The following is a 15607-nucleotide window of genomic DNA, read 5'->3' on the forward strand; positions in this document are numbered from 1 at the left end:
CTGCCGGTCACCCAACTGCCGGGCAGTGATGACTGGTTGTCCATCCTGCCACGCGCGCGTGTGCGCGTGCGGGGCAGTTGTCCTCCCGAGGGTGACCGGCGCCACGCTCCGTGGCCTTACCATGGCGCGGTGCTGGTCAAGTGGATTCGCTGCACCGTGGTGGACCGCCGCGGTTTCGAGCGGGGGCAGCGAAAGTGGGCGGGGCTTCTGGGGGAGCCGGGTTTTCGCGGGCAGGGGGGCGGCTGGAGCCGGGGTCGGCCGGACGTGGCGCACATCTTCTCCTTCTGGGAGAGCCGCGCTTTCTACGACTCCTTCATGGCGCGCTCCCACGACCGGCTCGCGTCCGCCCAGTCGGGCACCTTCAAGGACACCCAGGTCAGACTCTTCGACCACCGTTTCGATGTGAAGACCGGCTTCGAACCGCGCTTCACGGACGCCGACCTCCTGCGGGTCGCGCTGTGCCGCGTCCACGAGGAGCGGGCCGACCATTTCGTCCTGATGCAGGAAAAGGTCTGGAACCCGGCGATGGCCGGCTCGCCCGGCATGATCCGCGGGCTCTTCGGGGAAGCGCCCGGCAACGAGTTCCTGGTCCTGTCGATGTGGCGGTCGGCCGCCGAGCACGGCAAGTACCGCACCGAACGCGTGGAGCGGCTGGCTCTCCGCGCGCAGACGGAGGCCGACATAGCGGCCCTCACGGGTGACATCGTGGAGCTGGAACCGGCCTGGACGGTGTGACTTCGGACGCACGGCCGAGCCGCTGCGCGTGTGTGCCTGTGTGGCAAGTGGTGCAGGATGTGTGTGACCTGTGCCCTTTGGCGCCCGTCCGCGTGCTGGGCATGGCGTACCTCGATCTAGGGTTCTGGCATGGCACGACCACGGCGCATCGTCCTTGTCCGGCACGGCGAGTCAACGGGCAATGTTGATGACTCCGTGTACGAGCGCGAGCCCGACCACGCGCTAGCCCTGACCGAGCGGGGCTGGCGGCAGGCCGAGGAGACGGGCAAGAGACTGCGCGAGCTGTTCGGCCGGGAACGCGTCAGTGTGTACGTCTCCCCGTACCGCCGTACGCACGAGACACTGCGCGCCTTCCACCTCGACCCCGAGCTCATACGGGTGCGCGAGGAGCCGCGGCTGCGCGAGCAGGACTGGGGCAACTGGCAGGACAGGGACGACGTGCGCCTGCAGAAGGCCTACCGGGACGCGTACGGCCACTTCTTCTACCGCTTCGCGCAGGGCGAGTCGGGTGCCGACGTCTACGACCGGGTCGGCAACTTCCTGGAGAGCCTCTTCCGCAGTTTCGAGGCCCCCGACCATCCGCCGAACGTCCTCCTGGTCACCCACGGCCTGGCGATGCGGCTGTTCTGCATGCGCTGGTTCCACTGGACGGTGGCGGAGTTCGAGTCGCTGTCGAACCCCGGGAACGCGGAAATGCGGATGCTCGTTCTGGGGGACGACGGCAAGTACACGCTTGACCGGCCCTTCGAACGGTGGCGAGATCCGGAACCGTACGGGATCACCGGATAGAGTGGCAGGGCGATGACCGCTGATTCCTCCTCCGACGGGCGCGTGGCCCGCGCCCTGGCCAGCCTGCGTGGACTGTCGGTCGGGGACGCGCTGGGCTCTCAGTTCTTCGTGCCGGTGAACTACCCACTGCTCAAGCGCCGCGAGCTGCCGTCCGGCCCCTGGCAGTGGACCGACGACACGGAGATGGCTTGCTCGATCGTCGCCGTGCTGGCAGCCCACCGCCGCATCGACCAGGACGCCCTGGCGCAGTCCTTCGCCCAGCACCACGACTTCGACCGGGGCTACGGCCCGGCGGTGAACCGCCTGCTGCGCCTGGTGCGGGAGGGCGGCGACTGGCGCGAACTCGCCGCCGCGCTCTTCAACGGACAGGGTTCCTGGGGCAACGGCGCCGCGATGCGGATCGCGCCCCTGGGTGCCTGGTACGCGGACGATCCCGAGCAGGCGACCCACCAGGCGGAGATCTCGGCCTATCCCACCCACCAGCATCGTGAGGCCGTGGTCGGAGCCATGGCCGTCGCAGCGGCCGCCGCCTTCGCCGACGCTCCGGGCGGGCCGCCCGGGGGCGAAGCCCTGCTCGACGGGGTCATCGCGCTGGTTCCCGCGAGGAGCGCGGTCGGCGCGGGGCTGCGCCGGGCCCGGGACATGCTCGACTACGCCGACGCGGCGACCGTCGCGGCCGTGCTGGGCTGCGGGCGGCGTACGACGGCCCACGACACGGTGCCGTTCGCGCTCTGGTCGGCGGCCCGAGCCCTCGGTGACTACGAGCAGGCGTTCTGGACGACCGCTCAGGTCGGCGGGGACGTGGACACGACCTGCGCCATCGTGGGCGGAGTGATCGCCTCCGGAAAGGCCGGGGCTCCGCCTGCCGAGTGGGTGGAGCGGACGGAAGCGCTGCCGGTGTGGGTGCCCGCCATGGCCTAGCCGCTGCAACTCTCTGTGCGTATCGGGAACTCTCCGTGACCGGTCGTGCGTTGTCGTGACAACCGCTGTGTGAGCCGGGAGGGCACACACGTGTGCGGCGCATGCGGGAGCGCGACAGGGGGATCGTGGAGGTGCTGGTCGTTGTTCTGCTCACCTCGTGGGGCGCAGTGGCGTGCCTGGGGTGCGCGCGGAGGGCCCGACTGTCGTCCTCGGTGTTGATCGCCTTGAGGCCGTTCGCCCTCAGGTGGCCGTTGGTCCTCGGGTGGGGGCCATTCGTGCTCCGAGGGTCGCTCGACCTTCGAGGGCCGCTCGACCTGCGAGGATCGTCAGTCCCCATGGGTTGGCCTGGCCGTCCGCGGCCCGTGGCGGGTCGCCCCGGCAGCCGCCGACAGATTCCCGTCGCGCCTGCCGATGAACCGCCGGGGCCCACCCGCGATGCGCCACCGTCACACGGTGCGCCGCCGTCAGCCCATTCCCGGTCCGGCCGACCCGGAGAGCGCCTCCAGGTCGCTCTTGCGGACCCGGATCACCAGCCAGGCGGTGACCAGGGCGAGCAGGGCCATCGCGACACCCGGGACGAAGGCCGTGGAGATGCCCTGGGCGAGCACCTCGTGCCCCCAGGGGGCGGGCAGCTGGTGCGTCCTGGCGAACTCCGCCTTCTGCTCCGCCGAGCCGTCGGCCATGAACGCCGGCAGTTGCCGGTCGGCCTCCTCCCTGCTGGCCGTGCCGAACACAGTCGTCAGAATGGACAGGCCGAGCGCCCCGCCCACCTGCTGCGTGGTGTTCAGCAGCCCGGACCCATGCCGAAGCCGAAGAGCAGCATCGGGCCGAGCACTCCGCCGGCGTACGAGCTGTCGGAACTGAGCAGGGTCTGCCAGGCCAGCCCGAGCACGACCAGCGCGGAGCCCGCAAGCATGAACGGCTTGGGGCCCAGAACCGGCAGGAACCGCTGGGACAGGCCCGCGCCGAGGGCGATCACGACCGTCACCGGAAGGAAGGCGAGCCCCGCCTCGATCGCGCTGTATCCCAGCACGTTCTGCACGAAGAGCACGATGTAGAAGAACATGCCGAACATCGCCGCGGCCAGGCTCAGCATGATCAGGTACGTACCCGAGCGGTTGCGGTCGGCGAACATCCTCAGCGGTGTGATCGGTTCCTTGGTCCGGGACTCGATGACCGAGAAGGCCAGCAGCAGGACCACCGCGGCGGCGAACGAACCGATGGTCAGGCCGTCCCGCCAGCCCTCCTCCGCCGCGCGGATGAAGCCGTAGACGAGGGACGCCATACCCGCAGTCGAGGTCACCGCGCCCAGAACGTCGAAGCGGCCGGTGTGCCGTTCGGACTCGTTGATGTACAGCGGTGCGAGGACGGCGATCAGTACGCCGATCGGAACATTGACGAAGAGCACCCACCGCCAGTCGAGCCACTCGGTGAGCATGCCGCCCGCGAGCAGGCCGATGGCACCGCCGCCCGCCGAGACGGCGGCGAAGACACCGAAGGCCCTGTTGCGCTCCGGCCCTTCCGCGAAGGTGGTGGTGATGAGCGCCAGCGCCGTGGGCGACGCGATCGCTCCGCCCATACCCTGCAGTACGCGTGCGGCCAGCAGCTGCCAGGGCTCCTGGGCGAGACCGCCGAGCAGCGAGGCGAGCGTGAACAGCAGGATGCCGGTCATGAAGACCCGGCGGCGGCCGAGGATGTCACCGGCTCGGCCGCCCAGGAGCAGCAGACCGCCGAAGGTGAGCGTGTAGGAGCTGACGACCCAGGTGAGGTCGGTGGTGCTGAACTGGAGCGCTGCTTGAATGTGCGGGAGCGCGATGTTCACAATCGTCGCGTCGAGTACCACCATGAGTTGGCAGGCCGCGATGACGGTGAGCGCGATGCCGGGATGCCCCTCCCGGCGTGCCACACCTGGTTTCTGGTCCTTCGTCAACTGAGAGGTTGTCACTATGGGTCCCCCACACAAGCGTTAGTGAACGCTCGCGTTCACTAACGCGTCGACGGTAGTGAGTCCCCAGTAGTGAACGCAAGCGTTCACTTAAAAGGTCGCAGTGTGCCGAGCCCGCTTTGCTGCCGTATGACAAGACCCCGTCCCCGGAATCCCCGCTTCCCCTGTTTGCTGGAGACACTGATGGTGACCTCGCGCTGGACGGCTGCCCCCGCTCGGGCGGCCACTCCCCGTCGGCGCGGTGCCGTGCTCGAACGCGCGATCCTCGACGCCGCGTTGGAGCAGTTGAGCACGGTCGGATGGAACGGCCTCACGATGGAGGGCGTCGCCGCCGGTGCCCAGACCGGCAAGGCCGCCGTCTACCGGCGCTGGCCGTCCAAGGAGGACCTCGTCGCGGACGCCCTGCAGGCCGGTCTGCCCCGCTTCGAGGAGGCTCCCGACCTCGGCGGCGTGCGCGAGGATCTGTTCGCACTGTGCCGGCAGGCGCGCGACGCCCTCTATTCCCGGCCCGGATTCGCCCTCCGGGCGGTCATTCACGAATGCGATCCGACGCAGGTGGAGCGCTTTCATGATGTGATCTTCGAGGGGGTCGTGGGGCCTATCGTCAAGCTCCTCCGTGACGTCATCATGCGTGGCATCCGGCGTGGTGAAGTGAGACCGGACGCGGACAACGGCTACGTCTTCGACGCCGTTCCGGCGATGATGATGTACCGCGCGAAGATGCGCGGAAGTGAATGGAGCAACGAAGATCTCGAAGAGATGGTCGACCAGCTCATGCTTCCGCTGCTACGGCCGGACACTGCCTGAGCGTACGTGCGCGGGGCGTTGAGTCGCTCCGGGAAACCAGGGTGTCGCGGACGGTGCCGGGCGGCGTAATCTAAGGGCGCCATGCCGTACGAACCACCTACTCACACCGTCGAGCGCTCCCTCCGCGCCACGACCGGAGCGAAGATCATTGCCGGTGTCGACGAGGTGGGGCGCGGTGCGTGGGCCGGCCCCGTCACCGTCTGCGCGGCGATCACCGGTCTGCGTCGGCCCCCCGTGGGTCTCACCGACTCCAAGCTGCTCACCCTCAAGCGGCGCACCGCGCTCGCCGAGGAACTGCGGACGTGGGTGACGTCGTACGCCTTGGGGCACGCCTCTCCGGAGGAGATCGACGACCTGGGTATGACGGCCGCCCTGCGCCTCGCGGCGGTGCGTGCTCTCGAGGCCCTGCCGGTACGCCCGGACGCGGTCATTCTCGACGGCAAGCACGACTACCTCGGGGCGCCGTGGAGGGTCCGTACGGTGATCAAGGGTGACCAGTCGTGCGTGGCGGTCGCGGCGGCGTCGGTGATCGCCAAGGTTCAGCGCGACAAAATGATGGCCGAACTGGGTATCGACCATGCAGACTTCGGTTTCGCGGACAACGCCGGGTATCCGTCGCCCGTGCACAAGGCCGCACTGGCGGAACGGGGCCCCACCCCGTACCACCGGTTGTCGTGGGCGTATCTTGATGCGCTGCCCCGGTGGCGGCACCTCAAGAAGGTCCGCAGCTGGACGGAAGGAAGTGTTCCGGAAATCGAGGGTCAGCTCGGCTTCGATTTCTGACGGTTCCGCATGCGTGCAGGTGCCACCCGCCGACGCGAGCCGTACCAACGTTTGATAAACATCAACCCATGCCTCTCATTCCCGAGGAGCCTCAGATTCACGAGAGTGCCCAGGGTCCCCGCGCCACCCCGGCCAGTGGCCGCACCGCGCCGACCCCCCGTCCTGTACCAGGCCCCCGTCCCGCGGCTCCGTCGCGTCCCGGTCGTCCCGGACCTCTCCGGCCCGCGCCGCCGGTGCAACGTACGCCCCGTGACGTGGCCGCCGTCAAGCCCGGGCCGTCGGGCCCGGCCGCTCCTGCCGCCACCGCTTCGGCAACCCCGCAGATCCAGCTGATCCCGGCCTCGGCCCAGGGCGCGCTCGACGCCGCCGAGGAAGCCGTGGACCTGCTCCTGGACTCGGGCAGGGCCCCCGGTGACGTGCTGGTGATCACCACGGGCGAGCCGCACCCGTGGGCAGCTCACGAGCTGTCGTTCGGTGAGGCCTCCTACTGGGCCCAGCACGACGCCGGCGACGACGTCTTCTACGCGGACGCCGCCGTCGCGGGCCGTGCCGCCTCGCGGCCCGTCGTCGTGGTGGCCGTCAACGGCGGTGGGGAGGGCGCGGCTGCCAGTGCCCTGTCCCTGGCTCACTCCCGGGCCGGCGCCCTGTTGATCGTCTGCGGTGATCCGAAGCAGATCAACTCGGTGCTGGGCGCGGGCGTCTGAGCCGACGCGGTGGCGTCCGGGGGACGCCAGGGGGTCACCGCAGACGCCGCGGTGGTGGCGTCTGCGCCGTGGTGCCTTGACGTGTACGGAGGGTCCGCAGCGGTCGGCCTGCGCTTGCCCCGGTCGGGCGAGCCTGCTTTTGCACCACGGTCGGCAAGGGCTGTGCGCCTGCTGTCCATCGACAGGCGGGCGACTCAGGCACGGTGGTGTCATGCACGGGACAGCGGGCACCGGGCGCGTCGCTGGTTTCGCTGCGCGAGGCGCGGGCCCGCTTGCCTCCCGGCTGGTCCCGGCCGCCGTACGGACGGGCCGTACGCCCTGCTAGCGGGGACGTGCCGAGGGCTTCGTCGTGGCGGCTGGTCAGCGCGCCGCCGCGCGGCGCAGGACGTCCGATGCGACGCCGCCGGTGCGGGGCAGCGGAGGAGGCGCCTCAGACGTGGCGAACGGTTCCCGGGGCGAGTCCGCGCTGGGGCGACGTCCGCCCCGGCCCTCGCCGAGGACCTGCCAACCGTCACGGGTCAGGGTGATGTACGCCCCGCAGCGCAACCCGTGCAGTGTGCAGGCGTCCCGCAGGCCCCACATCCACGCGCCGTCCTCCTCCGTCCAGCGCGCGTCGCCCTCACGGCAGTAGAGCAGCACGGCCGTGCGCACCGGTGTGCGGCGCCGCAGATCGTGCGGGATGACCCGGCGCAACTGGGCCAGCAGCACGTTGCGGAACATCCAGCCGTCGGCCGGTGCCGGGCGGCGGGTGAACGAGGCACTCGCCCGCAGCCGATCGTCCGGGTCCAGGACGGCCACGACCGCCGTCGCCGGCCTGGGCTGGTGCCGGGCGTGCAGTCCGCTGACGACCTCCCGGGGGTTGCGCAGCAGCGGGATCCCGGCGGCGGCCCACTCCGCGGGTTCGAGCACACGGTTGGCGGAAGCGGCGGACGTCGACAGCGATGCCGCCGAGGACGGAGCGAATCCGAAGGTCACGGTCCTCCCTTCGGCTACGCGCCCACACAGCGGGCGGGGTCGGATTCAGGGGAGCGCGCACCGCAGCGAAGCCCTACCGAAGCAGCGGACGAGCTGTGCGGGAGCGGACTTCAATTCTTCCTGTCGAACTTGGATGCGGCAACGAGCAATTGGGGCAGCCGACCGGTATCCGATGATCCGCGGCTTATATCCCCACCCGGCGCGTCGCCCGGCGACGCATGGCGCGTTCGAGCGCGACACGTTCGTACGTCAGCGAGACGTCCGCTGTCCAGAGGTGTGCGCCGCCGACTCCGCCGCCAACCCTTCGCGTAAAGGGGGGCGCCCGGGCAGCCGTCTCAGGTCTGCACCGCCAGTACCAGCGGCAACACACCTTGCGCACCGGCCCTGCGGAGCATGCGGGCTGCGACCGCGAGGGTCCAGCCGGTCTCCGTGTAGTCGTCCACGAGGAGGACCGGGCCCGGTGCCTCTGCCAGGGCGGAGGCGAGGGCCGGCGGCACGGTCAGCGCCCCGTCGAGCGCCTTCAGACGCTGGGCGCTGTTGCTCCGGGGGACCGGAGCGGCGTCGCCCGTGTACTCGACGGACCCCAGCAGTGGCAGCCTTCCTACCTCGGCGATGTGCGCCCCCAGCGAGTGCACCAGTCGGGGTCGCGTGCGCGAGGCAACGGTGACCACGCCCACCGGACGCCGCGGGGCGTCCAGGGCTGCCGAAGCCCAGCCACCGGGCCCCTTGGCCCAGTCGGCGAGCACGCCCACCACGGCCTTGGCCACATCGTCCGGCACCGGCCCGTCCGGTGCGTGGGGGGCGAACATCGGCCGCAGCCGGTTGCCCCAGCCGATGTCCGACAGACGCCCCAACGCCCGCCCGGAAGCGGCCTGTTCCCCGGCCGGGATACGCCCCTTGAGGTCGACGCCGATCGCGGGAAGCCCGGTGGGCCACATCCGGCGGGGCTCGACCTCGACGCCCGCGCGGCCCAGGTCCACGCGCGCCGCGGCCAGGGCGTCCTGGGAGGCGTCGGCGGTGAAGCGCGCGCCCGCGCAGTTGTCGCAGCGGCCGCACGGCTTGGCGCCCTCGTCGTCCAGCTGGCGCTGCAAGTACTCCATCCGGCAGTCCGTCGTCGCCGCGTACTCGCGCATCGCCTGCTGCTCGGCCCTGCGCTGCCGCGCCACCCACTCGTACCGCTCCGCGTCGTACGTCCACGGCTGCCCGGTCGCGATCCAGCCGCCCTTGACCCGCTTGACCGCCCCGTCCACGTCGAGGACCTTGAGCATGGTCTCCAGACGGGAGCGGCGCAGCTCCACGAGCGGTTCCAGGGCGGGCAGCGACATGGGCCCCTCCGCGCGCGCGAGGATGTCCAGGGTGCGGCGCACCAGATCCTCCGACGGGAAGGCCAGCGACGCGAAGTACTCCCAGATCGCCTCGTCCTCCTTGCCCGGCAGGAGCAGCACCTCGGCGTGTTCCACACCGCGTCCCGCGCGGCCGACCTGCTGGTAGTAGGCGATGGGGGAGGACGGTGAGCCCAGGTGAACCACGAAGCCCAGGTCGGGTTTGTCGAAGCCCATGCCTAGCGCGGAGGTGGCGACCAGGGCCTTCACCTTGTTGGCGAGCAGGTCCTCCTCGGCTTGCTGCCGGTCGGCGTTCTCCGTCCGGCCCGTGTACGCGGCGACCGTGTGCCCGCGCTGCCGCAGGAACGCCGTGACCTCCTCGGCGGCGGCCACGGTGAGCGTGTAGATGATCCCGGAGCCGGGCAGTTCGTCGAGGTGGTCGGCGAGCCAGGCCATCCGGTGCGCGGCGTCCGGCAGCCGCAGCACGCTCAGGCTCAGGCTCTCGCGGTCCAGCGGGCCGCGCAGCACCAGGGCATCTGAGGCCCCGCCGGTACCCAACTGCTCCGCGACGTCGGCGGTCACGCGCGCGTTGGCGGTGGCGGTGGTCGCCAGCACGGGCACGCCGGCCGGGAGATCACCGAGCATGGTCCGCAGCCGCCGGTAGTCCGGGCGGAAGTCGTGGCCCCAGTCGGAGATGCAGTGGGCCTCGTCCACCACGAGCAGCCCGGTGGCGGCGGCGAGCCTGGGCAGCACCTGGTCACGGAAGTCCGGGTTGTTGAGCCGTTCCGGGCTGACGAGGAGAACGTCGACCTTCCCGGCGGAGATCTCGGCCTGGACGGCCTCCCACTCCTCGGTGTTGGAGGAGTTGATGGTCCGGGCGTGGATGCCGGCCCGGGCCGCCGCCTCGACCTGGTTGCGCATGAGCGCGAGCAGCGGGGAGACGATCACCGTGGGGCCGCTGCCCCGGGCCCGCAGCAGCGAGGTCGCCACGAAGTACACCGCGGACTTGCCCCAGCCCGTGCGCTGGACGACCAGGGCCCGCCGCCGCTCGGCGACCAGCGCCTCGATCGCCCGCCACTGGTCCTCGCGCAGCCGGGCCGTGCCGGAGTCGTCTCCGACGAGGCGGGCGAGGACCGCGTCGGCGGCCGACCGGAGTTCCGCGTTGCTCGTGTGCTCCATGCGTTCCATACAACAGGACGGCACTGACAGTCGCGGCGGCGGAGCACGCGGCGGGCGCGATGAGAGGGGACGTGCGGCTGCCAGGCGCCGGATGCACCAGCTCGGCGCCTGCCGACTCCGGTGATGACGTGTCCCTGCTCGGACTTATCCACAGGCGCAACCGGAACCTCGCCGTCCGCGAGATCGTCTTCGCATGACGAACCACAGCGAAACGACTGGATCCCCGGAATACGGCGACATCGGCGGAGGTGAGGCGACCAGCGGACGCGACAGCCGCGACAGGCGTGCGCGGGACATCGCCGGCACCGCCTACGACCGGCACGGCAGCGAGCACCAAATCACCCTGCGCACCCCGGCGGAACTGGCCGACGCCCTGCCATATCTGCTCGGGTACCGCCCCGAGGAGAGCATCGTGCTGGTCGCCCTTCACGACAGGGACGGCCGCGGGCGGTTCGGCGGCCGGGCCCGGCTCGGTATTCCGGGCAACCCGGACGACTGGCCGTCGGCCGCCCGGCAACTGGCCCACGGCCTGGTGACGGGCAGCGAGCGCCGAGGAGCCAAACCCGAGCAGATCGTCGCCTTCCTCTGCCAGGAACCAGAGCAGGGGGAGTCGGGCCGGCAGGTCAAGGAACGGCTGAGTCCCCTGGCCCAGAGGCTGCGCGTCGAGTGCGGTGCCCTGGACGTGCCGGTGGTCGAGGCCCTGTGCATCTCGGACGGCCGTTACTGGTCCTACTGCTGTGTGAACGAGGCGTGCTGTCCGGCCGACGGGGCCGCGATGGGCCTGCCCGGTACCTCGGTGCTGGCCGCAGCCGCCACCTACGCGGGAATCCAGGTGCGCGGCACGCTGCGTGAGCTGCGGGCCCGGCTGCTTCCCTGGCAGACCTCCGCGGCCCGGAAGCAGGAGGTCGCCCTGGACACCGCCAGCATGGCCCTGCTCCCACGGATCCTCGACGACACCGGCCGCGAGGAAGTGGCCGAGGAGACACTGCGGCTGGCCGAGCGGCTCGTGGCCCGCCTGGCCGAAGCCCCACCCGTGTCCGGCACGCTCATGGCGGACCTGCGCGACGACGAACTGGTGACCCACGAAGAAGCCGCGACCCTGATCCTCGGCCTCCAGGACCGCACGACCCGCGACCGGGCGGCCGAGTGGATGGAGGGCGAGGAGGCCGGCCCCGCTCTGCGTCTGTGGCGGACGCTGGCCCGCCGCTGTGTCGGGCCGTACGGCGAGCACGCCGCGGCGCTCCTCACCCTCGCCGGATGGGTCGCCTGGTCCACCGGCGACGAACTGGAGGCCCGCGAGGCTCTTGCCATGGCCCTCGGCGCGGACCCCGAATACCTCTTCGCGCGTCTTCTGCACCAGGCCTGCAACGAGGGGCTCGACCCGGAGTCCATTCGCCGCTGCCTGCGTTCGGAACGGGGCACCCGGGCGCGTACGGGGACTGGGGCGTCGGCTGCCCGGACGGACGCCGACTGGCTGGGAGACGCCCAGGTACCGGGAGCCACCGGGCGGCCCGTGGAACGCCAGGGGCATGGAGAGATCGAGGGCTCTGGAGTCGCCGAGCCGGGTGACGCCGAGGAGCCGGACGACAGGGAGAGGCCGAGCGACCTCAAGGAGCCGGTGGACACTGCGCAGGCCGAGCAGCCGGCAGAGGGCGAGGCGGCCGAGTCCGCCCGGGAGGCGGCGGCGCCCATGCGCGGTCGACGCCGCACACGTCCCACCGGTCCGGTCGGCGCCGCTCCTCGACGCGCGCGTGCCGCCGCAGGCGAGGCGGCCTCGCGCGTTCCCCGCCCCCGTACGCCTGCGGCCAGGACGCGCCCTGCCAGGGGACCGGCGGGCGGTACACATCCCGGCAGCGGGACGGGCGGCAAGCACCCCGCCGCCGAAGCGGCGGACCGGACGCATCCCGGCAGTGGCCGGGCGGCCGGCGCGCGGCCGTCGGCCTCGGGCAAAGGAGCCCCGCGCCGACGCCATGCCTGCGAAGGAGGTATCCAGCCCGGTGCTCGCGGCGGAGAGGGGGAGTGAATCGCTGAACGACGGACCAGCCGTTCCGGACCGCCACGCACCCCCGGCCGGGGCCACCCGGCTCCGCCCGTGACCCGTAGGACGCCCAAGCCGTTCACCTGAGTGGCGGAACGCCTGCACGAGCCGTCACGCCGCACAGCCCCTGCCTCGACGGAGCCCCCGCCATCGGCACCGACCCCGCCCGAGGCGCACAGAGCGCAGAGGAAGCCCTCTCATGCATCAGCCGACTCCGCCCTCCACCACCGGGCGCCCTGCCTTGGGCCTGCCCATGCCGCCGCTCCTACCGGACCTCTCACAACCCCGGTCGGGGGCGCACGGCCGCTCTTTTACGCCACCCACGAGTCAGACGCGGCGCCCAGCCCCTACCCCTCCCAGTGGTGCCCCGTCCCTGCCACCCCCACGATCCGCCGACCTACCGCCCGTCCACACCGCCATGATCTGCGTCGCTCTCCCGAGCTTGGCCATCTCCACGCACCAGGGGCAGATGACCGGACGTGGACTGGACGGGTTCTACCGCGCCGGCCGACGGCTTCTCTCCCGCTGCGAGGTGCGCGTGGCCGGACGGGAACCACTCGCTGTGCAGGCCCGGATGGCCGCCGCCGACCGGGCCTGCTTCGTGGGGACGCTCCGCACCTCCCCGCAGCCGCACCCGGACCCGGAGGTGGTCGTCGAACGGAACCGTCACGCGGACGGCACCGAGCGGATCACGCTGCGCAGTGCGGCCTCCCGCCCCCTGCGCCTGCCGGTCGAAGTCGCCCTCGGCACGGATCTGGCCGACCTCAGGGCGATCGCGTCCGGCAACGCGGGACCCGAACTGGCCGCCACAGTCCACGCCTCCGGCCTGCGCTGGTCCCGCGCCAACAGGGAGGTGTCGGTGACCGCCGAACCGCCGCCCGCCGACGCGCTGGCCTCGGCGGGACTGCTCCGCTGGGAGTTCGACCTGCCTCCGGGCGGCAGTACGAGCCTGGAGCTCCGGGTGCGGCCGCACGGCGCAGGGCCCCTCCGCGCCGTGGGCCGTGCGGCGACCAGTCCACTCGCCCCAGCACGGGCGGCCGGCGACGACCCCGGAGTTCCCGCTCTTCTGCGGACCAGCATCGACGACCTCCAGGCCCTCCTGCTGCGCGACCCCGCCGACCCCGCCGACATCCACCTCGCCGCCGGAGCACCCTGGCGCTGTGGCCTCGCCCCCGCAGACGCCCTGGCCGCCGCCCGGTCGACACTGGCCCTCGGCACCGGCCTGGCGGCAGGCACCCTGCGCACTCTCGCCCGCACCCAACTCCGCGGCACAGGACCGCACTCCGGCATGATTCCCGGACCGAGACGGGACGCAGGACCCCACCTGCCGCCGCAGTGCACGGGGACGGAGGCCACGCTGCTCTTCCCCGCGCTCCTCGCGGAGGCCCGTCGCTGGGGACTCCCCGAACACGAGACGGAAGAACTGCTGCCGGCCGCCGAGCGTTGCCTGACGTGGCTGCGGACCGCCGTCGGCGACGGCACCTACCTGCGCGACCCGCACTCCGGCGGCCCCGTGCGCTGCGAGATACAGGCCCACGCGCACCGCGCCGGGCTCCTCGGCGCCGAACTGCTCGACGCCTGTGGCAGACCGGGCGGCACCGGGCTGCGGCAGTGGGCACAGACCCTGCGGGCAGCGTTCCGGGAGGAGTTCTGGATCGACGACCGGGGAGGCGGCCGCCCGGCCGCGGCCAGCACCCCGGACGGCCGGCCCGTGCCGCACCTGGGTGCCGCCGTCGTCCATCTCCTCGACACCGGGCTGCTCGGGGGCGGACAACAGGCACCCGGCCTGCTCGACAAGGTGCAGACCGAACACCTCGCCCGGCTGCTCGGCAACCCGGCCATGGACTCGGGGTGGGGCCTGCGCGGACTGGGGGCCAAGGAGCCGGGATACAACCCGTTCGGCCACCGTGCCGGTGCCGTTCGGGTCCACGAGACGGCACTGGCCGTTGCGGGCCTGGCCGCCGCGGGCCACGAGAAGGAGGCGAGTTCGCTGCTGCGGGGCGTCCTGGCGGCGGCCGGGACTTTCGGCCACCGGCTGCCCGAGATGTACGCGGGTGAGCAGCGTGCCGACGGAGGCGCTCCCCTGCCTCACCCGGCCGCCTGCCGACCGGCCGCCACGGCGGCGGCCGCCGGAGTCCTGCTGCTGACCACGCTCGTGGGCATACGCCCCGACGCCCCGGCCCGGAAGGTCACCCTGCGTCCCGTGCACAGCGCGCCCCTGGGCGAGATCGGCCTCACGGGCCTGCGAGTCGCGGGCGCCCCCTTCTCCGTACGAGTCAGCCGCCTCGGCCTCGCCATGGTCGAGGAGGCGGCCGACGGACTGCAGCTAGGAGTGTGACCGGGCATGAAGCGCCACCGTACGGCGACCGGGAGCAGCACGTGAGGCCCCTGCCGCACTGAAGTGGATCAACCACCGATGCGGCCGCCGAAGGGAGTGTTTATCGTCAGGCAGACGACTATGATCGCCGCATGCCCTACGACCCGTCAGCCTTTCCGCCCTTCGCCGTCACCGTGGACCTTGTCGTGCTGACCGTGCGCCGCCACTCGCTGTGCGCACTCGCGGTCCGCAGGGGCGAACCGCCGTTCCAGGGGCGCTGGGCCCTGCCCGGCGGCTTCGTACGGGCCGACGAGGATCTGGCGCAGGCTGCGGCCCGGGAGCTGGCCGAGGAGACGGGGCTGCGTGTCCACGACCCGTCCGTCCCTCCGCAGGACAACGGGGCGCACCTGGAGCAGCTCGCCACCTACGGCGACCCCAAGCGGGACCCGCGGATGCGTGTCGTCAGCGTCGCCCACCTCGCTCTCGCCCCGGATCTTCCCGCGCCCCGGGCGGGCGGCGACGCCAGCAACGCTCGGTGGGCGCCGGTCGAGGAACTGCTGCAGCAGGGCGGTTACGGCCGCGACGGCGAGCCGCTGGCGCCACTGGCTTTCGACCACGCCCAGATCCTGGCGGACGGTGTGGAACGTGCGCGCTCCAAGATCGAGTACTCGTCCCTGGCCACGGCCTTCTGTCCGCCCGAGTTCACCGTCGGCGAGCTGCGGCGCGTCTACGAGGCGGTCTGGGGCGTGGCGCTCGACCCGCGCAACTTCCACCGCAAGGTGACGGGCACACCCGGCTTCCTGGTCCCGACGGGCGGGACGACCACGCGCCAGGGCGGCCGCCCGGCCCAGCTCTTCCGCGCCGGGGGCGCCACCCTGCTCAACCCCCCGATGCTCCGCCCCGAGGTGTGACGCCGGCCCACCTAATCCGTCACGGAGCCGCGATGGGCCCGTTGGCGAGCGAGAGGCGAGAGGCGAGAGGCGAGAGGCGAGAGGCGAACCGCGGACCGCGACGGGGCCCGGCAAGGCCCGTTGCCTGCGACAGAGTGAGCCCGGCGGTGTCCGCAAAATGGGACATAGCGCGCTATCTTGC

The 15607-nt window shown here is 72.0% G+C and carries 11 protein-coding genes and 1 pseudogene; 9 read left to right on the forward strand and 3 right to left on the reverse strand.

The features are described from left to right. Positions 1-129: 129 nt before the first annotated feature. The 3 genes from ACFPZJ_RS11685 (at position 130) to ACFPZJ_RS11695 (ending at position 2445) form a co-directional block, all read left to right on the forward strand. A complete protein-coding gene (locus ACFPZJ_RS11685) occupies positions 130-735 on the forward strand; it encodes a YdbC family protein (protein WP_381020273.1) in 606 nt (201 codons plus the stop codon). A 129-nt stretch (positions 736-864) separates the two neighbouring features. Next, a complete protein-coding gene (locus ACFPZJ_RS11690; protein WP_381020275.1) occupies positions 865-1524 on the forward strand; it encodes a histidine phosphatase family protein in 660 nt (219 codons plus the stop codon). A 12-nt stretch (positions 1525-1536) separates the two neighbouring features. Continuing rightward, positions 1537-2445, forward strand: a complete 909-nt coding sequence (locus ACFPZJ_RS11695) for an ADP-ribosylglycohydrolase family protein (RefSeq protein ID WP_381020277.1) — start codon at positions 1537-1539, stop codon at positions 2443-2445. Between the two features lie 464 nt (positions 2446-2909). On the opposite strand, the pseudogene ACFPZJ_RS11700 reads toward ACFPZJ_RS11695, so the two are convergent. Further along, positions 2910-4390: pseudogene (locus ACFPZJ_RS11700) on the reverse strand (MFS transporter). 183 nt (positions 4391-4573) lie between these two features. Between ACFPZJ_RS11700 and ACFPZJ_RS11705 the strand changes: the two are divergent. From ACFPZJ_RS11705 to ACFPZJ_RS11715, 3 genes are all read left to right on the forward strand, one after another. Next, a complete protein-coding gene (locus tag ACFPZJ_RS11705) occupies positions 4574-5197 on the forward strand; it encodes a TetR/AcrR family transcriptional regulator (protein ID WP_381020279.1) in 624 nt (207 codons plus the stop codon). Positions 5198-5278: 81 nt separating this feature from the next. Then, entirely contained in the window at positions 5279-5980 is a 702-nt protein-coding gene (locus ACFPZJ_RS11710) for a ribonuclease HII (RefSeq protein ID WP_381020281.1), read from the forward strand. A gap of 68 nt (positions 5981-6048) precedes the next feature. Beyond that, entirely contained in the window at positions 6049-6684 is a 636-nt protein-coding gene (locus ACFPZJ_RS11715; protein WP_381020282.1) for a hypothetical protein, read from the forward strand. Positions 6685-7044: 360 nt separating this feature from the next. Here ACFPZJ_RS11715 and ACFPZJ_RS11720 read toward each other — a convergent pair whose 3' ends face one another. After that, complete coding sequence (locus tag ACFPZJ_RS11720; RefSeq protein WP_381020284.1) at positions 7045-7659, reverse strand: hypothetical protein; 615 nt, start codon at positions 7657-7659, stop codon at positions 7045-7047. A gap of 335 nt (positions 7660-7994) precedes the next feature. After that, positions 7995-10160, reverse strand: coding sequence for a RecQ family ATP-dependent DNA helicase (locus ACFPZJ_RS11725; protein ID WP_381020286.1), 2166 nt, complete (start codon positions 10158-10160; stop codon positions 7995-7997). Positions 10161-10353: 193 nt separating this feature from the next. On the opposite strand from ACFPZJ_RS11725, the gene ACFPZJ_RS11730 reads away from it, so the two are divergent. The 3 genes from ACFPZJ_RS11730 (at position 10354) to ACFPZJ_RS11740 (ending at position 15426) form a co-directional block, all read left to right on the forward strand. After that, positions 10354-12183 carry a DUF4192 domain-containing protein gene (locus ACFPZJ_RS11730; protein WP_381020287.1) on the forward strand — a complete coding sequence of 610 codons (1830 nt, stop codon included), beginning with the start codon at positions 10354-10356 and terminating at the stop codon, positions 12181-12183. A 484-nt stretch (positions 12184-12667) separates the two neighbouring features. Further along, positions 12668-14536 carry a glycogen debranching N-terminal domain-containing protein gene (locus tag ACFPZJ_RS11735; protein WP_381020289.1) on the forward strand — a complete coding sequence of 623 codons (1869 nt, stop codon included), beginning with the start codon at positions 12668-12670 and terminating at the stop codon, positions 14534-14536. 131 nt (positions 14537-14667) lie between these two features. Then, positions 14668-15426: an NUDIX hydrolase gene (locus tag ACFPZJ_RS11740; RefSeq protein ID WP_381020291.1), complete on the forward strand. Its 759-nt coding sequence runs from the start codon at positions 14668-14670 to the stop codon at positions 15424-15426. Positions 15427-15607 lie beyond the last annotated feature (181 nt).

Source organism: Streptomyces bullii (assembly GCF_042657145.1).
In the GTDB taxonomy this organism is placed as follows: Bacteria; Actinomycetota; Actinomycetes; order Streptomycetales; family Streptomycetaceae; genus Streptomyces; species Streptomyces bullii.